Annotated in this window: 22 protein-coding genes; 4 read left to right on the top strand and 18 right to left on the bottom strand. The window is 66.1% G+C overall.

Annotation, left to right across the window (positions count from 1 at the left end; translation table 11 throughout):
• The first annotated feature begins 77 nt into the window (after positions 1-77).
• Entirely contained in the window at positions 78-680 is a 603-nt protein-coding gene (locus LL962_RS11205; protein ID WP_104587679.1) for a response regulator transcription factor, read from the top strand.
• Positions 681-836: 156 nt separating this feature from the next.
• Positions 837-1,625 (top strand): ThuA domain-containing protein, encoded by a 789-nt coding sequence (locus LL962_RS11200; protein WP_228316947.1) that lies wholly within the window; start codon positions 837-839, stop codon positions 1,623-1,625.
• A 101-nt stretch (positions 1,626-1,726) separates the two neighbouring features.
• Here LL962_RS11200 and LL962_RS11195 read toward each other — a convergent pair whose 3' ends face one another.
• From LL962_RS11195 to LL962_RS11155, 9 genes are all read right to left on the bottom strand, one after another.
• A complete protein-coding gene (locus LL962_RS11195) occupies positions 1,727-2,269 on the bottom strand; it encodes a cytochrome b (RefSeq protein WP_228316946.1) in 543 nt (180 codons plus the stop codon).
• Positions 2,266-3,357 carry a catalase family peroxidase gene (locus tag LL962_RS11190; RefSeq protein ID WP_228316945.1) on the bottom strand — a complete coding sequence of 364 codons (1,092 nt, stop codon included), beginning with the start codon at positions 3,355-3,357 and terminating at the stop codon, positions 2,266-2,268. Before LL962_RS11190 ends, LL962_RS11195 begins: the two co-directional genes overlap by 4 nt.
• A 299-nt stretch (positions 3,358-3,656) precedes the next feature.
• On the bottom strand, positions 3,657-5,027 hold the full coding sequence (locus LL962_RS11185) for a leucyl aminopeptidase family protein (RefSeq protein WP_228316944.1): 1,371 nt from the start codon (positions 5,025-5,027) through the stop codon (positions 3,657-3,659).
• 39 nt (positions 5,028-5,066) lie between these two features.
• A complete protein-coding gene (locus LL962_RS11180) occupies positions 5,067-5,804 on the bottom strand; it encodes an HAD family hydrolase (protein WP_228316943.1) in 738 nt (245 codons plus the stop codon).
• A 104-nt stretch (positions 5,805-5,908) separates the two neighbouring features.
• Positions 5,909-7,015 carry an AI-2E family transporter gene (locus LL962_RS11175; protein ID WP_228316942.1) on the bottom strand — a complete coding sequence of 369 codons (1,107 nt, stop codon included), beginning with the start codon at positions 7,013-7,015 and terminating at the stop codon, positions 5,909-5,911.
• A gap of 156 nt (positions 7,016-7,171) precedes the next feature.
• Positions 7,172-7,555 carry a hypothetical protein gene (locus LL962_RS11170; protein ID WP_104587673.1) on the bottom strand — a complete coding sequence of 128 codons (384 nt, stop codon included), beginning with the start codon at positions 7,553-7,555 and terminating at the stop codon, positions 7,172-7,174.
• Positions 7,552-8,037 carry a phage holin family protein gene (locus LL962_RS11165; protein ID WP_228316941.1) on the bottom strand — a complete coding sequence of 162 codons (486 nt, stop codon included), beginning with the start codon at positions 8,035-8,037 and terminating at the stop codon, positions 7,552-7,554. The genes LL962_RS11170 and LL962_RS11165 overlap by 4 nt, the downstream gene beginning before the upstream one ends.
• Before the next feature lie 3 nt (positions 8,038-8,040).
• A complete protein-coding gene (locus LL962_RS11160; RefSeq protein WP_228316940.1) occupies positions 8,041-8,403 on the bottom strand; it encodes a hypothetical protein in 363 nt (120 codons plus the stop codon).
• A gap of 116 nt (positions 8,404-8,519) precedes the next feature.
• On the bottom strand, positions 8,520-9,956 hold the full coding sequence (locus LL962_RS11155; RefSeq protein WP_228316939.1) for a Do family serine endopeptidase: 1,437 nt from the start codon (positions 9,954-9,956) through the stop codon (positions 8,520-8,522).
• Positions 9,957-10,199: 243 nt separating this feature from the next.
• On the opposite strand from LL962_RS11155, the gene LL962_RS11150 reads away from it, so the two are divergent.
• Positions 10,200-11,006: a histidine biosynthesis protein HisIE gene (locus tag LL962_RS11150; protein WP_228316938.1), complete on the top strand. Its 807-nt coding sequence runs from the start codon at positions 10,200-10,202 to the stop codon at positions 11,004-11,006.
• 318 nt (positions 11,007-11,324) lie between these two features.
• Here the strand turns inward: LL962_RS11150 and LL962_RS11145 are convergent, their stop codons facing one another.
• The 8 genes from LL962_RS11145 to LL962_RS11110 all read right to left on the bottom strand — a co-directional run bounded on the left by LL962_RS11145 (position 11,325) and on the right by LL962_RS11110 (position 16,811).
• The gene (locus tag LL962_RS11145) at positions 11,325-11,984 is read right to left on the bottom strand and encodes a DUF3313 domain-containing protein (RefSeq protein ID WP_228316937.1); all 660 of its coding nucleotides are present in this window, start codon (positions 11,982-11,984) and stop codon (positions 11,325-11,327) included.
• 60 nt (positions 11,985-12,044) lie between these two features.
• A complete protein-coding gene (locus LL962_RS11140) occupies positions 12,045-12,335 on the bottom strand; it encodes a hypothetical protein (protein ID WP_228316936.1) in 291 nt (96 codons plus the stop codon).
• A gap of 99 nt (positions 12,336-12,434) precedes the next feature.
• Positions 12,435-13,619 (bottom strand): ATP-binding protein, encoded by a 1,185-nt coding sequence (locus tag LL962_RS11135; RefSeq protein ID WP_228316935.1) that lies wholly within the window; start codon positions 13,617-13,619, stop codon positions 12,435-12,437.
• Positions 13,616-14,281: a response regulator transcription factor gene (locus LL962_RS11130; protein ID WP_104587665.1), complete on the bottom strand. Its 666-nt coding sequence runs from the start codon at positions 14,279-14,281 to the stop codon at positions 13,616-13,618. Before LL962_RS11130 ends, LL962_RS11135 begins: the two co-directional genes overlap by 4 nt.
• A gap of 153 nt (positions 14,282-14,434) precedes the next feature.
• A complete protein-coding gene (locus LL962_RS11125; protein WP_228316934.1) occupies positions 14,435-15,322 on the bottom strand; it encodes a TIGR01777 family oxidoreductase in 888 nt (295 codons plus the stop codon).
• Positions 15,323-15,538: 216 nt separating this feature from the next.
• Complete coding sequence (locus LL962_RS11120; RefSeq protein WP_104587664.1) at positions 15,539-16,132, bottom strand: DUF4142 domain-containing protein; 594 nt, start codon at positions 16,130-16,132, stop codon at positions 15,539-15,541.
• A 76-nt stretch (positions 16,133-16,208) separates the two neighbouring features.
• Positions 16,209-16,475, bottom strand: coding sequence for a hypothetical protein (locus LL962_RS11115; RefSeq protein WP_167395346.1), 267 nt, complete (start codon positions 16,473-16,475; stop codon positions 16,209-16,211).
• 54 nt (positions 16,476-16,529) lie between these two features.
• Positions 16,530-16,811: a hypothetical protein gene (locus LL962_RS11110; protein WP_104587662.1), complete on the bottom strand. Its 282-nt coding sequence runs from the start codon at positions 16,809-16,811 to the stop codon at positions 16,530-16,532.
• A 332-nt stretch (positions 16,812-17,143) separates the two neighbouring features.
• Here LL962_RS11110 and LL962_RS11105 point away from each other — a divergent pair, with 332 nt between their 5' ends.
• Positions 17,144-17,308, top strand: a complete 165-nt coding sequence (locus LL962_RS11105; protein ID WP_167395345.1) for a hypothetical protein — start codon at positions 17,144-17,146, stop codon at positions 17,306-17,308.
• Positions 17,309-17,472: 164 nt separating this feature from the next.
• Here the strand turns inward: LL962_RS11105 and LL962_RS11100 are convergent, their stop codons facing one another.
• Entirely contained in the window at positions 17,473-18,273 is an 801-nt protein-coding gene (locus LL962_RS11100; RefSeq protein WP_228316933.1) for a hypothetical protein, read from the bottom strand.
• Positions 18,274-18,386 lie beyond the last annotated feature (113 nt).

Genomic DNA, 18,386 nt, shown 5'->3' with positions numbered 1-18,386 from the left:
GGCGATCGCAGCGCATGTACACGGCATGCGCCCGCGCTGGTATCGTGCGCTGCCGTGCAGGCATGCGAGCGCGAGCGATGATCCGGGTGTTGTTGGCCGAAGACCAAGCCTTGCTGCGTGGCGCGCTGGTGGCCTTGCTGGGGCTGGAAGACGATCTTGCCGTGGTCGGCAGCGCTGGCGATGGCGAGAGCGCGTGGCGCGAGCTGCAGCGGCTGCAGCCGGATGTGCTGGTCACCGATATCGAGATGCCCGGCCTGAGTGGCCTGGAGTTGGCGCAGCGTATCCAGCGCCATTCGCTGCCGGTGCGGGTCATGATCGTCACCACGTTCGCGCGCCCCGGATTCTTGCGGCGCGCGCTCGATGCCGGTGTGGCCGGCTACCTGCTCAAGGATGCGCCGGCCGAACAGCTGGTCGGCGCCCTGCGTCAGGTGCATCGCGGCGGAAGGGTGATCGATCCGCAACTGGCGGTGGATGCCTGGGTGGAAGCGGACCCGTTGAGCGAGCGCGAACGCACCGTGCTGCGCCTGGCCGGCGAAGGCCGCTCGGCCAGCGAGATCGCCCAGCAACTGCAGTTGTCGCACGGCACCGTACGCAACTATCTGTCCGAATGCATCGGCAAGCTGGGCGTGGCCAACCGCATCGAAGCCTACCGGCTGGCGCGGCAGAAAGGCTGGTTGTAGCGCCGCCCAGTCGCATGAGTGCATGCGGGCGTCGCACTCACTTTCCAGCCTCCGTCAGGCGCCAGCCCTCCGATCACCGCGCGCGGATGTGTGCGCAAGCATGCCGCCTGCGCGCGGGTACACTGCAGAACGATTCCAACCAGGGCGAGCAAACGCATGAAGTTTCTGTGGCTGTCGGGCCTGCTGCTGGTGTGCGCATTCACCGCATCTGCCGAGCAATTCAAGATCCTGGTAGCAGCCATTCCCAACCAGTATCACCACGACTATATCCCCGTTGCCAAACCGCAGTTCGAAGCGATGGCGCGCAAGCACTATGTCGAGATGGTGTGGGCATGGAATGCCAAGGCCTTCGATGGCGACCTGTCGCAATACGCCGCCATCGTGTTGCTCAACACGCCGGCCACCGAGCTGGATCCGGCCCAGCGCGCCAACTTTCAAAAGTTCGTGCGCAATGGCGGCGGCGTGGTCGCCGTGCACAAGGCGTTTGCGATCAAGCGTGGCGAATGGGAGTGGTACGACCATCTCATCGGCCGCTCGTTCCGCACCCATCCTTACCTGCAGACCGCGATGGTCGACGTGGTGGACGCCAACTTTCCGGCAACGGCCGGCCTGCCCAAACGCTGGGTGTGGAGCGACGAGTGGTACGAGTACGATCCGCCGTACAGCGACGACCTGGTCACGCTGATGACGGTGGACGAAACCACTTACGATCCCACGCTGATCTGGCCGGGCCAGGTCGCCAAGGGCATGGGCAAGCCGCATCCGGTGGCCTGGTACCACCATTTCGAAGGCGGCCGCGTGTTCGCAACGGCCCTGGGACACCAGGCCGAGGCCTACAACGATCCACGCTATCTGGATCACTTGTACGGCGGCATCTACTGGGCGGCGACCGGTAAAGGTATCGAAGCGCCTGCGCCAGCGGCCAACACAAAACAACAGCGTTAAACATTGGCCCCTTCACCTCGGGAGAAGGGAGCTAGCGCTGCAGCCGGCCATCTTCAGTGCTCCAGCAGCTCACCATCACCCCACGATCAACCACAACCGCATCAACGCGCAGACCGCTCCCCACGCGCCATGCTGGAAAACACCCCGTCGCGGCGTACCCAGGCGTGGAACAGTGCCGCGCTCAGGTGGGCCAGCACCGTCGCGAACAGCAGATACGCCAGCCAGCCATGCGCGCTGCGCAGCCAGGCATACAACGCAGGGTCGTGCGGTGCGATCGCCGGCAGGTTCGCGCCCGGCCACAGCACGATCGGGTAGCCGCCAGCCGACAGCATCGCCCAGCCGATCAGCGGCATGCCCAGCATCAAGGCATACAGCAGCCAGTGCGAGGCGATCGCGGCGGCCTTCTGCCACGCCGGCAGATCGGCGGGCAGCGGCGGCGGACGATGGCGCAAGCGGTTGATCAGGCGCAGCACCACCAGAATCAGAATCGCGATGCCCAGCGGGCGGTGCAGGTCGATCAGCCACGGCCGTTGCGTCACCGAGGCGACCATGCCCACGCCGACGAACAGCATGGTCAGGATCATCGCGGCCATCAGCCAGTGCAGCACGCGTGCGGGAAGATTGAAATGTGTCGTGCGGCTCATCGGCGTGCTCCCTGGCCGGTGGCGGCACTGCCCTGGCCGCTGGCGATCTCGCGCTCGCGGCGGTTGAACGACTGCGCATACACCGACGAGCGCGCGGCCAGGATCGGGTCGTTGGAGGCCGCCAGACCCTTGGGCAGGATCAGCGGGTCGTAATTCAGATCGCGGCACGGCCCGGCGGCCTGCGGCTGCGCATGCTCCAGGGTCAGCGTGCCGGCCACGATCTGCTTGCGGTCCTCCGGCCACGGCTGCGACGGGTCGTCCACCGGATCGCCCGGTTCGGCCACGGTCAGCACCATATCCCAGCGCAGCGGCCCCTCCGCCAGCCGTGCGTCCAGGTCGGTGGCCAGAAAATCGCCATCGGCCTGCTGGCGTTGCTGCGCGCTCAACTCCTTGAACGGGGTATGTGGGTGCATCGACCAGCGGATGTAACGCTCGCGCCCGTCGGCCGCAACCGCGCGGAACGCGTTGACGCCGTTGTATTGCGTGTTGGCCCAACTATCGGACCAGGGCGCGGTCTTGGCCCACTGCTGGAACTTGGCCGCCTCCGGATACTGCTTGCCGAAGGCCGCCAGCTTGGCCGGGTCCGGTTTGCCGGTGGCCGGGTCGGGCCGGGAGGCCACGTTCAAGGCCTGAAAACCGGCCGGCGTGGCGACCACGAAGAACGGAAAACTGTTCATGGCGGTCCGCCATTCCTGCCCGTCGTCGCTGCGCAGCAGTAGCGCCATGCTGCGTACGCGCGCCTGCCCGTCAGGGCCATGCGGATCGCCACCGCCGATGGACATACGGCCCAGCACCGGCGTACTGGGCTGGCTGAAGATGCGTGCCGACGACAGCCAGGTGGCCTTGCCGCTGGATTGGAACTGTCCGCTCACGCAGACACCTTTGGTATGCGCACGCCGGAAGCCCGGATGCGGCGGCCCGCTGGCTTCGATGGTATCGGTCATGCGCGCGGCGGTGAGCCGGTCGCCGCCGATCCAGCCCGCCGTCCAGGCGAAGGCAACGGCGAGACCGCCGGCAATGGCGGCGATGCCCAGCAACGGCAGCACCGGGCGGCGCGGACGTCGGTCGGGGGGAGGTGGCAACGTCATGGCTGGCTCCGGAAGGGTTGGATGGGGTGGGACGATGCGCAGACCCGTTGATTCCACGACCATGCATGCGTTGCGATCGGTTTGCGCAGGTAGGGAATAATCCTTCGTCCGGCGCGTCCAATGCGTGATGCCACTGCCTCGATCGCCCAGGCACGGGCTCGACGACACCAACTGTAGGCCGTGCTGCCTTGTCGCCAGGCAAGCTCAGCTTTTCTCGCCAGCTGCCGAACGAGCGCTCTGGGCATGCAGGCGCTAGGCAGACACCGCCATGCCCCATGCAGAGGCGGGTTGCGCTTCGCTCAGCCGCCGTAACGCTGCTGCAGCATCGCAAACGCCGAGCGCAGCGCCAGCGCTTCGCCGCCGGCCGGGCGCCCCGGGCGGTCGCTGTCGTTCCAGGCGTAGACGTCCAGATGCGCCCACGGCTGGCCCGGGGCCACGAAGCGTTCCAGGTAGAGCGCCGCAGTCACCGCGCCGGCCATGCGCGAACCGGCATTGGCCATGTCGGCCACATGGCTGTTGAGATAGCGCAGATATGGCCGCCACAGCGGCATGCGCCAGACCGGGTCGCGGGTCTGCTCGCCAGCATCGATCCAGGCCTGCGCCAACGCATCGTCGTTGGCGAACAACGCCGGCAGATCCGGGCCCAGCGCGATGCGTGCGGCACCGGTGAGCGTGGCGAAATCCAGGATCAGGTCAGGCTTCTGCTCGGTGGCGTAGCTCAAGGCGTCGCACAGCACCAGCCGGCCCTCGGCATCGGTGTTGTCCACTTCCACCGTGACGCCGGCGCGGGTGGTGAGTATCTCGCCGGGACGGAACGCATTCGGGCCAACCGCATTTTCCACGGCGGCGATCAGCAGGGTCAGCCGCACCGGCAACTGCTGGGCCATCACCAGGCCGGCCAGCGCCAGGGCATGCGCGGCGCCGCCCATGTCCTTCTTCATGTTGCGCATGCCGTCGGCGGGCTTGAGATCCAGCCCGCCGGTATCGAAGCACACGCCCTTGCCGACCAGCACCAGATGCGGATGCGCCGCATCGCCCCATTGCAGCTGGATCAGCCGCGGCGCGCGGTGCGAGGCGCGGCCCACCGCATGGATGGTGGGAAAGTTCTGCGCCAGCAAGGCATCGCCGACGATCGCCTCCACCTGTGCGCCGTGCGCCTGCGCCACCGCACGGGCGGCATCTTCCAACTGCTCCGGTCCCATGTCTTCGGTGGGCGTGTTGACCCAGTCGCGCACGCGCAGGCAGGCCTCGATCAGGGCCCGCGTCTGCGCCGAGGGCGTGGCCGCCAGCTCGGCCGGTGCGCGCGGCACCTTGCGGTAGCGCGCGAAGCGGTAGGCACCCAGGCCCCAGCCCAGATGCAGCAAGGCCTGTTCGGCAGCATCGAGCGGCGTGGCCAGCGTCCAGCGGCTGGCCGGCGGCAGCGTCATCGGCGCATGCGCGTAGGCGTAGGCATCGGCACGGTCGCCGATGCCGATCACGGCCCCTGCCAGTCCCTGTTCGCCAGGCAGCAGCAATACGCTGCCGGGAGCGGCATCGAACCGCTGCGCCTGCGCCCACGCCAGCACGCTGGTGGCCTGCTCGGCGCACCAGCGGCTAAACCCTTCGCGATCGAGGACATGCAGCGGTAGCGCGGCAGCGCTGGGATCGGTGAAACCGGTGAGGTGCGACATGGACATCCTTCGATGGCGCCGTGCGCCGGCGGGGTGAACTCAGGCGGGGATACAGAGGCCGTCGCGTGCGGCGTCGGGATTCGGGTACTGGGCATCCAGCCAATCGGCCAGCCCGGTCAGGCTGTCGAACTCCAGGTCCGGCCGCTGGGTCGGGTGCGGCCATGGCGCGCCGTCACGATTGATCCAGCACGCGCGCAGCCCTGCATTGAGCGCGCCCAGTACATCCATGCGGACGTGGTCGCCCACATGCAGCACCTGGGCCGGCGGTACCTCCAGGCGCGCGCAGGCCGCCAGGAAGATGCTTGCCTCCGGTTTGGCACAGCCGTGCTCGCGCGAGCCCAGCTGGAAGACGAAGTGATGCATCAGGCCGATGCGCTGCAGGTCGGCATTGCCGTTGCTGAGCGCGGCCACCGGCACGTGACGGGCGAGCCGCGCCAGCGCGTCCAGCGCATCCGGATAGCATTCCACCTGGTTGCGTGCGGCATAGAACACCTCATAGGCGGGCTCCACCAGTGCCAGATCGCCACCGCTTTCGCGCAAGGCCATTTCCAGCGTCAGCCGGCGCAATGCGCTGAGGTCGTGATGCAGCTGCGGATTGTCGGCAAAGCTGCGCTCGCGCAGTTCCCGCATCGCGTCCACCGGGAACCGCTGCGCGGTCGCCGGGCTGTGCTCGCACATCCACTCATACAACACCTGGTCGATGCGCGCACCGATCGGTGCAAACGGCCACAGCGTATCGTCGAGGTCGAGGGTGATGGCGCGGACGTGGAAGCTCATCGCAAGATTTTACGGGCTTGCGCCGGAATTGGGGAATCAGGATCGGGCAACGGCAACTGCGCGGTTGCCTCTACCAATCCCGAATGCCCAACCCCCAATCCCGGCTACTCAAGCAGCCTCGCCCAGCGCTGCATGCCTTCGACCCGGCTCAGCACCATCTTGATACACACCAGCAGCGGCACCGCCAGCAACAGGCCGACCATGCCCCAGAGCCAGCCGAACAACATCAGTGCCAGGATCAGCATCAGCGGCGAAATCGCCATGCGGCGGCCCAGCACGATCGGAGTGACCACCTGTCCTTCGATCGTATGCAACGCCAGATACAGGATCGCCGGCAGCAGCGAGGAGACCGTGCTGCGGAATTCCACGAATCCCATCAGCAGCATCAGCATCACCCCGATCAAGGGGCCGACATAGGGCGCGAAGTTGAGCAGCGCCACCACCGTGCCCCACAACAGCGCCTCGGGCAGCGGGATCTTCAGCACGTACAGGATCCCGGCGAACACCAGGCCCACCAGCGTATTGATCACGCTGATGGTGAGCACATAGCGCGACACCTCGCGCTCAATGTCCAGCATGATCTCGGTGGTGAAGCGTTGCTGCTGCCGGTTGGGCAGCAGGGCGATCGCATGCCGCTGCAGGCTTTCGCCATAGACCATGAAGAAAAAGGTCAGCAGTACCACCGCCAGCACCGAAGCAGCGAGCTTGGGCATGCGCACCAGCGCCTTGTACGGGTCGTCCAGTTGGGTGCGCACGATCTGCACGCCGCGTTGCTGGCCGCCGCCGGCAGCACGGGCAAAGTTTTCTGCGGCCTGGTTGGCCTGCATCACCGGTTTGGTGAAATCACGCACGTCGCGCGCGATCTGGCGCATCTGCCGCGGCGCCTGCTGCACCCATTCCGATGCCGGCCCAGCCAGTTGCACTGCCAACGCAGCAGTGGCGGCAAGTCCCAGGCACAGCACCAGCAATGCACCCAGGAAACGCGGGATGTACAGCTTGCGCAGTCCACGCAGGATGGGATTGCCGATCAGCGCGAAGAAAGCGGCCAGCATGATCGGCAGGATGATGGTCTGCGCTGCCCATAGCGTGTAACCGACCGCCAGGGTCGCCAGCACGACCAGTGAAGCGGGTGCGCGGGGGCGCGGCGCCGGCGGTGGCGGCAGTGGATCTGCCGGTGCGGCAGGGTCCAGCGAATCGACGGAAAGAGACATGCGCACCCTGGCGGCGGACTGGCATGCTGCCAGCGGAGCGTCATTATCGGCACATTGCGTCAACGGCGCGCACAGGAACCGTGCGTTCGATGTCACCGTGCGACCGGCCGGCGGTCCCGGCGACTGCCGTCACCAGAACCCCACTATCGCGCTGACTCAGGCCGCGCGTTCCACCGGCACCTGCACCACCGTCACCGGTGGATCGGCCGCCACTTCTTCGGCATTGTCGGCAGCGCGCTCGGCCTGTTCGGAGGCCTCCTGCGCACGGTGCGCGGTAAACAGTGCGGAGATCGTGCTGATCATCTGCAGAATCTTGGGAATGCCTCCCAGCTTGCCGGCGATGCTGCCCAGCGCGGCCTGCGGCTCGTTGCGACCAGTGACAAAGCCCAGCCCGAAGCCGACCGTGAGAATCCGTAGCGGCGACCACCCGGCCCGCCAGGTCTGCCGTAATTCGCCCCAGTGCGCGCGCGTCTCCTGCGCTCGGCCCTCGACCAGAAATTCAGCGCGCTCCACGCGCTGACGCAAGGTGCCGAATTTCATGCGCGTCCTCCACTGGCATGCGACGCGTTTGCGTCCTCATCGCCGCTGTCGTCAAAAATGCCCAGCTTGATCAACTGCCGCCGCGTGGCGTTCATGCCGGTGTGGTCGAAATAGAAGAACACGCGCCACGCCGCGATGCCGGTCACCAACAGGCTGGCAAGTGCAGTGAAGAACATCGCCTGGAACCACGACAGCCCCGCGCGCTGCAGCAATGCAATGATCGCCCCGGCAAGCAACAGCCACGACGACGCACCGAACACCACCGCCACGCAGGCCCAGGCCAGGCCACGGCCAAAGGCGCTGCGCGCCAACTGCAGGTCGGCCGACACCAGCCGGCGCAACGCGCGGCTGGTGTCCTTGGCCGAACCCAGGGTGGCGCGGCCAGCAGCGCCAACTGCGCGAACGCTCTCGTCCAGCCCCGGCGTCGTCTCGCGCGCGTCCGGCGCGTCGGCCCCGGCGGCTGTGGAAGCCTGATCGCTCACGGCTTAGTTGTCGTTGCTGCGTGCCAGCTTGGCGATCACCCAGCCAGCGGCGAATGCCACGCCGAAAGCGGCCAGCGGACGTTCGCGGATCAGATCGGTGGCGCTATCGAGCAAATCGTTGCCCTTGGCGACCAGGACGTCCATCTGCTCCTTGGCTGCGGCGCCGCTGAACTCGGCAGCGGCCATGCCGGCCAGGGCGGTATCGGACAGCTCGGCCTTGACGTTGGCTCGACCGAGCTTGAGTTCGTCGCCGGCGGCGCTGGTCGCGCCCTTGACGGCTTCGCCGGCGGCGCTGGCAGCGGACTTCAGGTGGCTGCCGGCTTCGCTCAGGTTTTCCTTCAGCTGTTCGGTATTGGTGGGGCTCATGTGGTATCTCCTTCAGTCGTTGATGGCAGCCGCCACTCGCGTGGGGTCGTGCGGTAGCAATAGCATCGGGGGGGTGTAGGAGGTGTTAGTGGGATCGGCGGCGGCTGCACATGCCGTCAACGCATCAGTGCGTCGTACTGCGCATTGCCGCGCAGGATCCGTACCACCAGCTGCTGCGGTTTGCGCTGGAAGTTGGCGCGCCAGGTGGCCAGGTCGGCGACCTCGCCCACGCTGCTGGCCACGATCACATCGCCGGACACCAGGCCGTTGGCGGCAGCGCGTCCGCCGCGTTTGACCTCGCTGACCATGACCCCGGTAATGCCGGATTGGCGCAGCGATTCGGGCAGGTCGGTGAACGTGGCGCCGCCCAGCCGCGGGTCCAGCATGTCGCCGGTGACCGTACGGTCCTGCTCCGTCAAGGTGGCCCTGAGCTTGAGCGGTTTGCCATCGCGACGGATGTCCAGCGTCACCGCACTGCCGACCGCCTGCAGGCCTTCGTAGTTATGCAGCGCTTCGGCGCTGTCCACGCGCTGGTCGTTGGCAGCCACCACCACATCGCCCGGCTGCACGCCGGCGGCAGCGGCGGCCGACCTCGGCAGCACGCGCGTCACCAAGGCGCCGCGTTGCGATTCCAGCCCCAGGCCCTGGGACATCTGCACAGTGAGGTTCTGGGTCTCCAGGCCCAGCGTGCCGCGCACGACCACGCCCTTGGTCACCAACTGCTCGACCACGCTGCGCGCCAGGTTGGATGGAATCGCCAGGCCCAGGCCGATGTTGCCGGCCATGCTGCCCTGCGGATTGAAGCTGGCGGTATTGATGCCCACCAGTTGCCCTTGCAGGTTCACCAGTGCGCCGCCGGAATTGCCGGGATTGATCGATGCATCGGTCTGGATGAAGTTCTGATAGCCCAGCCCGCGGATGCCGCTGCGACCCACCGCCGAAACGATACCGGAGGTGACGGTCTGGCTGAAACCGAACGGATTGCCGATCGCCACCACGAAGTCGCCGACACGCAGCTGGTTGCTGTCGGCCAATTTGATGTCGGTGAGCTTGTCGGCCTTGATGCGGATCAGCGCGATATCGGTGTCGGCGTCGGATCCGATGAACTCGGCCTTGACCGTGCGACCGTCGCCGAGCGTGACCTGCACATCGTCCGCATTCTCGATGACATGGTGGTTGGTCAGTACATAGCCCTTTTGCGCATCGATGATCACGCCCGAGCCGAGCGATTCGTTGATGCGGTCCTGCGGTATCTCCGGAAACAGCCGGCGCAGGATCGGATCGTTGAAGAAGGGATTGCGTACGCGCACCACCTGCTTGGTGTTGACGCTGACCACTGCCGGCATCGCCTGCTGCAACATCGGCGCCAGCGAGGGCACCGGTTGTCCGGCGACGGCAGCCGGCAATGCGGCCGCCGCCGGCAAGCTAAAGGTGGCGTTGCCGGAAGGCGTGGCTTCGGCACGGTTGTCCAGCCAGGCATTGATGCCGGTTGCGGCGAAGCCGCCGAACGCAGCGGCCAGGGAAAGCGTAAGCAAGGTGGGAAGCGGTCGCATGGAACGGATTCCGGGGTTGCGCGGTGGAAAAGGAATAGGGTGTCTGACTGCGTAAATCAAGCTGAACGAGAGTGCCAGTCGGCAATTTAACTGCCGGTGAAAGCGTCCTGCGGCGGGGGATGCGGTTGCGTTGACAGCCCGTGTGGCCCGGCGTAGCGTCCGCTTCATCCGATGCCTGTTCAGCATATGCATGCTCGCCCGCATCGCCCGCGTTTTTCGCACTGATGCCCTGAAGGAGGGTCTATGAGCAACGGCAATGGTGTGACGGCAACCCTGTCCGACGCCGTCGAGAGCGTAAAGAGCAGCGCAACCGAACTGACCGAGACTCTCGCCAGCAGCACCAGCGAAGCGGTGAGCACTGCGCAGGAAGCGGCAGGCGCAGCGGTGGAAGAGGTCAAGACGCGGGTCGCAAGGGCACGCAAGGCGGTGGTCCAGGCCGAGCAGCGGGTGGTCGAGAAGGCCGGCGAAGCGGCCGGCGCCGTCAAGCGCAGCGTCGCCAGGACCAAGCGCTCGCTGGGCGCGACCAAGGACGCTGCCAGGGACAAGCTGGTTGCCACCAAGGACGCTGCCAAGCAGAAGCTGGTTTCGACCACGGACGCTGCCAAGCAGAAGCTGAGCAAGACCAGTGCCGCAGCCAAGAAGAAGATTGCGGCCACCAAGGCCAATACCAGGCAGAAGCTGGAGACTGCCAAGGCCAACGCCAAGGCCGAAGCGGCCGCACTGACGGCCAAGACCGCGGCCAGGAAAGCCGCGCGCAAGACTGCGGTGGCGACGGTGGGTGCGCGCACGGCGGCCAAGAAGGCGGCCGCCAAATCGGCAGCGGTCAAGACCCCGGCGGCAAAGAGCCCCGCCAAGAAGACGCCAGTGGCCAAGCAGACCGCCACCAGGCAGGCGGCGATCAAGAAAGCACCGCTGAAGAAAACGGCGACCAAGACCGCCTTGAAGAAAGCCGCCAAGGTGACCAAGACCCCGGCAACGCGTGCGGTGGCCAAGACCACCGCCGCCCGCAAGGCCGTGGGCAAGAAGGCCGCCAAGCGGGTCACGCGCTGAGGCGTCGTGCCATCGGGCGTGCCGCAGGCGGCATCTCAAAAAACCGGCGCTGTTCGCACAGCGCCGGTTTTTTTTTGGACGAGGGAGATGAATGCGCTGCGGCGGACCGACATCTTCGCAGAGCAAAAACATCAGCCATCGCGTCGTTACCGACGTGCTTTTTCAGCGGAAGAATCGAACTGAGGGCAACCCACGGTGCTCGCCGTTGTAGCGATGATGCAGCGCGCAGCGCGTCACCTCATCCGCCCTTGCGGGGCACCTTCTCCTGGCGGGAGAAGGGAGCAGCACCGTTGCGACACCACGATTCCCGATTCCCACCTACTCCAGCCCCTCGACCAACTGCTCGGCACCCTTGCGAATCCCTGCCTTTGCAGCGTCATAGGCGCCCAGGCTGGCCTTGATGTTCATGGCACTTGGGTACTGCTTTTCGACATACGCAGCGAGCAGGCGATCGGTCTGCGCGTCGAAGATCTCCACCGCGTAGCTCACCGAGCCGGAGAATGCGCCTTGCTTGCCGCGTGCGGCCTGCACCACGTTGTAGGAGCCGCCGCCCAGGTCCACCTTCATCAAGGTTCCCAGTACGCGTTTGCTGGGCTTTGCGCCGGTCAGGGTCATGCGTATCCGCAAGGTGTCGCGGTCGGCCGAAAGCGTGGGGCGCCAGCGCCGCGCGATGGCGTTGCCGAAGTGCTGCTGCATCTCATCGGCGAGCATGCGCTTGTCCTGCTCGGGCACGTTTTCGAACTGCGCATCCGGGCCGCGGTAGATGGCGACCGGCTCGATGATGGCGGCGCGATAGCGCGACCAATCCACCTCGCTCTGGTAGGCATACGGCATGCGATTGCCACGGCTGCCGTCGTGCGGGCGCAGATAGCTGGACGAGGCCAATTGGCGGTAAGGCATCGGGCCGGTGCTGGCGCAGCCGAACAGGGTCAGGCCGACGAGGGCGAGCGTGCAGCAACGAATGAGACGCTGGGACATGATGACGAGCCTGTGGGAAAAATCGAACGGGGGCGGGCGCCAGCGGTGCGGATGCCGGCTTCAGTGCAGCAGCGCATAGACCAGGATCAACGCAAAGGCGATGCCCGACGCGGCCAATAGCCCGCCGTGCGTGGCCCAGCGCTGCAGGCGGCGCTGCTTGCGCGCGCTGCGGATGTCCGGCAGCGCGCACCAGACGTCGCGGTTACGGATGCCGATGCGGCCGCAGCGCAAATCCGCCAATGACAGTGGATCGCCGGCAGTGGCGATCGGGTTGTCGTTGGCCGTCCTGTGCAGCGTCGACAGCGCCGGACCGGAACCTGCGATTGGGGTGGGACGGGGCGAGTGCATCATCACCAGGCATCCTGGATGCTTGCGGTAACTGCACTCTAGACAGACAGGTTTGGGAACTTATTGGATATGGCCGGCATGCGCGCCGTGTGCGTGGCGGGTTCAGCGCGCGGTGGGGCTACTGTCGCCGGCAAATACCACGCGCACGCAGAAGCCGCGCCCATCGTTGCCCTCGCCGGTCTCGATCGTTGCGCCATGCAGGCGGGCAATGCCCGCCACCAGCGAGAGCCCAATGCCGCTGCCCTGCACTTGGCTGCCTGGCACGCGGTAGAACCGCTCGAACACGGAGACGTGCGCCACCTCCGGCACACCGGGACCGTCGTCGCTGACCTGCACGAACGGATGCAGAATGTCGGCGCGCAGGCAATAGCCGCAACTCACCTCCACCAGGCCGCGTATGCGTCCGTAGCGGATGGCGTTGTCGACCAGATTGCGGATCAGGATGCCGACCGCATCCACATCGCAGCGCAGCAGGCAGGGCGCGGCCGCGATGCGCAGACCAATCTCGCGTGCGTGGGCTTGCACGCTGAATTCGTCGACCACATGCGAGATCAATTCCCCCATCTCCACGCGTTGATACGCCGTCGAGCTGATGCCGGCATCCAGCCGTGCCAGGTCCAGTAACTGCTCGGCCAGCCGATTGCTGCGACGCGCGGTTTCCAGCAACCGCTGCAGCGCTGCGTCCTTGGCCTGTAGCGTGGGGGCGCGCAGTGCCACTTCTGCATAGGTGTGCAGCGCCGAGAGCGGTGTCCGTAGTTCGTGCGCGGCATCGGCGACGAAGTCGCGCTCGGCCTGCACGGCCTTTTCCAGGCGGGCCAGCAGGGTGTTGAACGCATCGATCAGCGGACGGATCTCGTCCGGCACCCGATCCAGCGGTACCGGCTCGGTGTCCAGGCCGGTGCGTTGTGCAATCGCGGCCGACACGCTGTGCAACGGCCTCAACGACGTGCGCACCGCCCACCACACCAGCAGGCCAAGGATGCCCAGCTGCAGCGTGTTGAGCACCATTGCAATCAGCGTCTGTTTGAAGCTCATGCGCGAGGAGACATCGTCGTCCAGTGCGGCCGTGTTGGCCTCGGCAGGAGGTGCTGCGGGTCTGTCGAAGCGGTGTTGCAAGGTGTCGGGCAGCACGCTGACCAACTGATCGCCAAGCAGGTTGAGTTCCTGTTCGAACATGCTGTGATGTCCCTGGGTGACCAGGGCGACCAGGATCCACAGCGAGGTAGACCAGCTCAGCAGGACGATGGCGGCCAGCGCCGCCAGCATGCGCGCCTGCAGAGACCTCATTCCGGTGCCTTGCCGATCATGTAGCCCTGGCCATAGACGGTGGAAATGAGTTCGTCACCGAGTTTGCGCCGCAGCTGGTGCACATAGACCGCGATCATGTTGCTGCCGCCCTCCGAGGGGCCGCCATACACGGCTTCTTCCAACTGGTCCTTGGTGACCACCCGCCCGGCGCGCTCCATCAGTGCCAGCAGCAGGCGGTACTCGTGCACGCTCAGCGCTACCCATTTGCCGGCCTTGGTGACCTTGCAGCTGCTCGGGTCCACGCTGACATCGCCCTGGCCGAGCAGTGGCACCACCCGGCCCTGGCTGCGCCGGATGACCGCGCGCAGCCGCGCCATCAGTTCATCGAACTGGAACGGCTTGACCAGGTAGTCGTCGGCGCCGGCATCCAGGCCGCGGATGCGGTCGGTGAGCTGTCCGCGTGCAGTCAGCGCGATGACCGCGGTGGCGTCGTAGTGGCCACGCAGGAAGCGCAGGACCGCCAGCCCGGATTCGCCAGGCAGACCGATGTCCAGCAGTACCGCGGTGTAGCGGTGATCCACCAGCGCGGTCTTGGCTGCGCTGGCGTTGTCGACGTGATCGATGGTCCAGCGTTGCTGGCGCACACCCTCGCAGATGGCATTGGCCAGCATGGTGTCGTCTTCGACCAGAAGCAGGTGCATGAAAATTCCGCCGCGTATGGGGCCGGTCCGAGATACGCACCATTGTCGGAGATGGTCGTTAGTCAAACATTAGTGCATGTTCGCCCGCCGAGCGGCGCTGCGGCTGTGCAGGCTCTGGCTGGCCCGCGCTGGGCAGATGGCCGGGACCGGAGCTCAGCGCTGCAGGATGGCGCGCAGGGCCGCGTCCAGCCGTGGGTACTGGAAGCCAAATCCTGCATCGAGCGCGCGCTGCGGCAGCACACGCTGGCTGATCAGCAGCAGCCCGGCCATCTCGCCGAACCCCAGCCGCAGCAGCGCGGCCGGCAGCGTCAGCAGCGCCGGGCGATGCAGCACCTCGGCCAGCGTGTGGGCGAACTGCGCATTGGTGACCGGGTTGGGTGCGGTGGCGTTGTAGGCACCGGCCTGCCCGTGCTGCAGCAACCAGACCAGCAGCGCCACCATGTCGGCGCGATGGATCCAGCTCATCCAGTGGCGGCCGTCGCCGAACGGCCCGCCGCCGCCGAGCCGGAATGCCGGCAGCATGCGCGCCAATGCACCTCCGTCGCGGTCCAGGACGATACCGGTACGTACCCAGCTCACCCGCGGACCCAGCGCGGCGATCCGCGCCGCTTCGCTTTCCCAATCGCGGCACAGCACCGCCGCAAAGTCGTCGCCTGCGCCATCGGCTTCGGTCAGCACGGTGTCGCCACGCTCGCCGTAATACCCCACCGCCGAGCCGGAGATCAGCACCGCCGGGCGCTGCGCCTGGGGCTGGTGCGCGATCCAGTCGTGCAGCAGGCGCGTGGTGCCCAGCCGCGACGCGCGGAAGCGTTGCTTGCGCGTATCGCTCCAGCGGCCGGCAGCCAACGGTTCGCCGGCCAGATTGATGACCGCATCGGCCTGCACGCCATCCAGGCTGTCCACGGCAGTGATGCCAGGCACGTGGCGCTGGGCTCGGCTTACATCACGGGTCAGCACGCTGACCTGGTGGCCGTCACCCAGCAAGGTGGGGCACAGGGCCTGGCCGATGAAGCCGGTGCCACCGGTGATGAGCAAACGCATGCGCAGGTCCTGGGCGGGTCGATGCTGCACCATAGGCCACGGCGGACACAGGCAGAGTGAAGCCGGCGATCAGGGCCGCTGCATGGGCGGTGTGCAGCGACGGGATAACGTCGATGCCACTGCCCTGTCGGCAGGTTGCGATATCGGGGCATTGCGCCAGGACGTACGCGCGCCGGCCAGGCGGGGCGCGCGTCGATCGACAGCGTACGAGGCGGGTTACCTCGAAGAAGACACCGCATGCGCGCGTTCGAAGTGCGCCGAGACCGCGCGGCGGGTCTCCTCCAGGTGTTGTTTGACGGGTGCGCTTTCTGCGGCCGGCAGCAGTTCGGCATCGATGATCTTGATGGTGTCGCCGTGGTCGCTGACCATGGTGCGCATGAAGGCATTGCGGTAGGCATCCTTGCCATCGGGCAAGGTGAGTGTCTTGGCCAGCGCATCCACGGCCGCCTTGCCCTTGGCGCGTACCGCTTCGGCACGGGGGCTGTCGGTTGCACCCAGCGCCTTGGTCTTCTCCAGGTTGGCCTGGTGATCGTGCAGCATCTGCTCGGCGAATGGCCCGGTGGCTCCGCCCAGATCCTGTTCGATGGCTTGCTTGGCCAGGGCGATTTCGCTTTCGTCGATGGCGGCCAGCACGCCCAGCGCGCCGGCATCGCCTTTGGCCAGCTCGGTCGCGCCGCTACCGGATACGGGCGCAGCGGTTGGCTCGGGCGAGACCGCCGGGGCGGTGCGCGAGGCATCGCCGCCGGGGCGGTCGCAGCCGACAAGGAACAGGGCGGTCAACAGCGAAGCAGTAGCAAGAGTGGATTTCATGGATGTCCTGGGTGCGCCGGGATCTGCCGGCGGTGGAATGCAAAGGAGCCGCAATGCGGCTCCGGGAGTGCCTCGGTCAGGCCCACTGCGGTTGGGCAATGGGGCCAACGCTCAAGGGTCTGGGTGGTGTTCGTACCGCATCCTGCGCAGTGCGGCATTGGCGCGCCATGCGTGCGGTGCGCTCGCGAATCAGGGCGTGCTCGCTGTTGGGCGCGCTACCGAGCAGGCTGGCGACGTGGAAGCCAAGGATTTCCTCCGCGCGGTCGCCCTGGTCGCTGATGATGTGCGGCACCAGCCGCTCCAGTCGTTCCAGCTCCTGCTGCACTTGGTACGGGGTTTTCATGACGATCTCCATTGAGTAACGGGTCTTGCTCACCACAATCCAACGCTTGCATGTTCAGCTGTTGCGTGTGCTCAAGCGTTGCCAGCAGTCGGTCGCCAACTGTTCGTAGTTGGATTGCGTGCTGGACGAAATGAAATGATGTTCCAGACGGTCGCGAAACAGACGCAGCCGTTCCTGGTCGCTGGAACGCGGCGCCTGCAGATAGATATCGCAGGCCATCTTGACCACAGGGGATAACTCACTGAACTTGCCTGTCCCCAGATTGCCTTGGGCATGTCGCGCCTGCCAGTGCGCGATTTCAGCTTGGACATCGATGACGGATGGATCTCTGCTCATGGCTTGGGGTGTTCCGACGTAAACAAACTTGACCTGCAGGGTAACTGCGGGTATGTCAACGGATGATCATCGAACGCGACTACAACGCCATGAGCTGGCCTTGCGTGCTTAACTAGTCAGATTTCTTTTCGCCGTCATACGGTGGGTGCGCGCGTAGCCCGTGCGTAAGACACCGGCACACCACACGCGTATGGCCAGGCTGCCGCCGGTCGATGACTCTGTGCGGATATGGCGTGCGACGCCGCAATTTACGGAAGATTCTGAACCACTCCACACCTGTGTAACGTGCATTCGTTAAGGTAGGCACGGACGTAATGGAGAGAGTAAACAGGATGCAGGACAGCGAAAGCAGTCGTCGTAAGCCGCAGGAAGCAAGCGGTACGCCCGAGGCCCGGGTGTGGTGGCATGCCTTGCTGGAGCTGAGGGGCGGGCGTGTGATCCTCAGTCTGATCGTCGTCGCCATCATCGTGCTGGGCTTGTATCTGGCGTTGAAGTAGAGCTGCGACAGCATTGCGTTGCGATCGGTGGCGAGGCCGGTAGGTTCCACCTTCCATCTCGCTGCAGGAGTCACTCGACATCAACGTTGCCGACCACCGGGTCGCGCAATGAAATGGGCCCCTTAGGGCCCGTCTCAGTCAGTGCTATTGCAGGTCAGCGGATGTCACATGCGCGTGTCGCTGGGATAACGGCGCGATGCTTCATCGTGACGATCCGAATCGAATGCCTCGCGCACGGCATGCTTGGCCTTTTCCCAACTCAGGCGCGAATTGGCCTTGAACCGATCCCAGCCATCGCCAAGATCGCGTTCCAGGCGATCGTCCCACTGGCGACCGACGTGCAGCTGGCGCGCCTGCATGCCATAACGGTAGGCCGGACGATAGTCGTCGTAGGAGTAGTCGGCGTCGCGGTAGCTGGCGCTATCGAGCCGATCCGAGTAATGCACATCGCCGTCGCGGTAGACGGTATGGGTACGATCGGCGCGTTCCCAGGCGTCGCGTGCGGCCAGGCGGGCATCGTCCCACTCCAGGCGCGACTGACCGCGGTTGCGCGGCCATTCGCCGGCCAACGTGGCCTCGGTCTCTTCCCAGGTGCTGGTAGGGCGCGTTTCCCGCGCCTGCAGGCCGAAGCCATAGACGGTTGCATAGTCGCGATCGTAATCGGTGCCCTCTTTGTAGTACGGGCGATTGCGGTGTTCCTGGCGCCAATATTCGGCTTCCACCGTGGGATCCAGGCGCTCGGCCACTCCCTTGCCTGCGGCAGCACCGGCGACCACGCCCGCCGCAGCGCCGATCAAGGTGCCGAGCGGACCGAACACGGTGCCCGCCAACGCGCCTGCAGCGGCGCCGCCGGCGATACCGCCGACGCCGACGCCGACCGGATGCGAGCCAGGCGTCCCGGTGATCGGATCACGATTCAAATCCTGTGCCTCAGCCTTGCGTTCCTGCTTGTCGAGATTCGTCATATCGCCTCCGGCTTGCTTGTCTGATTGGATGCGTCCTGGCGGTGCAGGCCACGATGTGGAGCAACCTTGGCGAGGCCGGAGTGAAACGCATGTGCGCGGATGTGAGCGGCTCC

The organism is Xanthomonas sp. NCPPB 1067 (genome assembly GCF_020783795.1).
GTDB lineage: Bacteria > Pseudomonadota > Gammaproteobacteria > Xanthomonadales > Xanthomonadaceae > Xanthomonas > Xanthomonas melonis.
Note: the sequence above shows the minus strand (reverse complement) of the source record. Positions and strands in the feature narration are given on the sequence as shown.

What these genes read in the sequence shown, in the direction of transcription:
- LL962_RS11200 (WP_228316947.1), top strand. Translation starts at nt 837, where the DNA reads ATGAAGTTTCTGTGGCTGTCGGGCCTGCTGCTGGTGTGCGCATTCACC.
- LL962_RS11155 (WP_228316939.1), bottom strand. Translation starts at nt 9,956, where the DNA reads ATGCGACCGCTTCCCACCTTGCTTACGCTTTCCCTGGCCGCTGCGTTC.
- LL962_RS11180 (WP_228316943.1), bottom strand. Translation starts at nt 5,804, where the DNA reads ATGAGCTTCCACGTCCGCGCCATCACCCTCGACCTCGACGATACGCTG.
- LL962_RS11100 (WP_228316933.1), bottom strand. Translation starts at nt 18,273, where the DNA reads ATGACGAATCTCGACAAGCAGGAACGCAAGGCTGAGGCACAGGATTTG.
- LL962_RS11150 (WP_228316938.1), top strand. Translation starts at nt 10,200, where the DNA reads ATGAGCAACGGCAATGGTGTGACGGCAACCCTGTCCGACGCCGTCGAG.
- LL962_RS11175 (WP_228316942.1), bottom strand. Translation starts at nt 7,015, where the DNA reads ATGTCTCTTTCCGTCGATTCGCTGGACCCTGCCGCACCGGCAGATCCA.
- LL962_RS11140 (WP_228316936.1), bottom strand. Translation starts at nt 12,335, where the DNA reads ATGATGCACTCGCCCCGTCCCACCCCAATCGCAGGTTCCGGTCCGGCG.
- LL962_RS11195 (WP_228316946.1), bottom strand. Translation starts at nt 2,269, where the DNA reads ATGAGCCGCACGACACATTTCAATCTTCCCGCACGCGTGCTGCACTGG.
- LL962_RS11110 (WP_104587662.1), bottom strand. Translation starts at nt 16,811, where the DNA reads ATGAGCAGAGATCCATCCGTCATCGATGTCCAAGCTGAAATCGCGCAC.
- LL962_RS11115 (WP_167395346.1), bottom strand. Translation starts at nt 16,475, where the DNA reads ATGAAAACCCCGTACCAAGTGCAGCAGGAGCTGGAACGACTGGAGCGG.
- LL962_RS11130 (WP_104587665.1), bottom strand. Translation starts at nt 14,281, where the DNA reads ATGCACCTGCTTCTGGTCGAAGACGACACCATGCTGGCCAATGCCATC.
- LL962_RS11185 (WP_228316944.1), bottom strand. Translation starts at nt 5,027, where the DNA reads ATGTCGCACCTCACCGGTTTCACCGATCCCAGCGCTGCCGCGCTACCG.
- LL962_RS11135 (WP_228316935.1), bottom strand. Translation starts at nt 13,619, where the DNA reads ATGAGGTCTCTGCAGGCGCGCATGCTGGCGGCGCTGGCCGCCATCGTC.
- LL962_RS11170 (WP_104587673.1), bottom strand. Translation starts at nt 7,555, where the DNA reads ATGAAATTCGGCACCTTGCGTCAGCGCGTGGAGCGCGCTGAATTTCTG.
- LL962_RS11190 (WP_228316945.1), bottom strand. Translation starts at nt 3,357, where the DNA reads ATGACGTTGCCACCTCCCCCCGACCGACGTCCGCGCCGCCCGGTGCTG.
- LL962_RS11160 (WP_228316940.1), bottom strand. Translation starts at nt 8,403, where the DNA reads ATGAGCCCCACCAATACCGAACAGCTGAAGGAAAACCTGAGCGAAGCC.
- LL962_RS11105 (WP_167395345.1), top strand. Translation starts at nt 17,144, where the DNA reads ATGCAGGACAGCGAAAGCAGTCGTCGTAAGCCGCAGGAAGCAAGCGGT.
- LL962_RS11145 (WP_228316937.1), bottom strand. Translation starts at nt 11,984, where the DNA reads ATGTCCCAGCGTCTCATTCGTTGCTGCACGCTCGCCCTCGTCGGCCTG.
- LL962_RS11205 (WP_104587679.1), top strand. Translation starts at nt 78, where the DNA reads ATGATCCGGGTGTTGTTGGCCGAAGACCAAGCCTTGCTGCGTGGCGCG.
- LL962_RS11120 (WP_104587664.1), bottom strand. Translation starts at nt 16,132, where the DNA reads ATGAAATCCACTCTTGCTACTGCTTCGCTGTTGACCGCCCTGTTCCTT.
- LL962_RS11125 (WP_228316934.1), bottom strand. Translation starts at nt 15,322, where the DNA reads ATGCGTTTGCTCATCACCGGTGGCACCGGCTTCATCGGCCAGGCCCTG.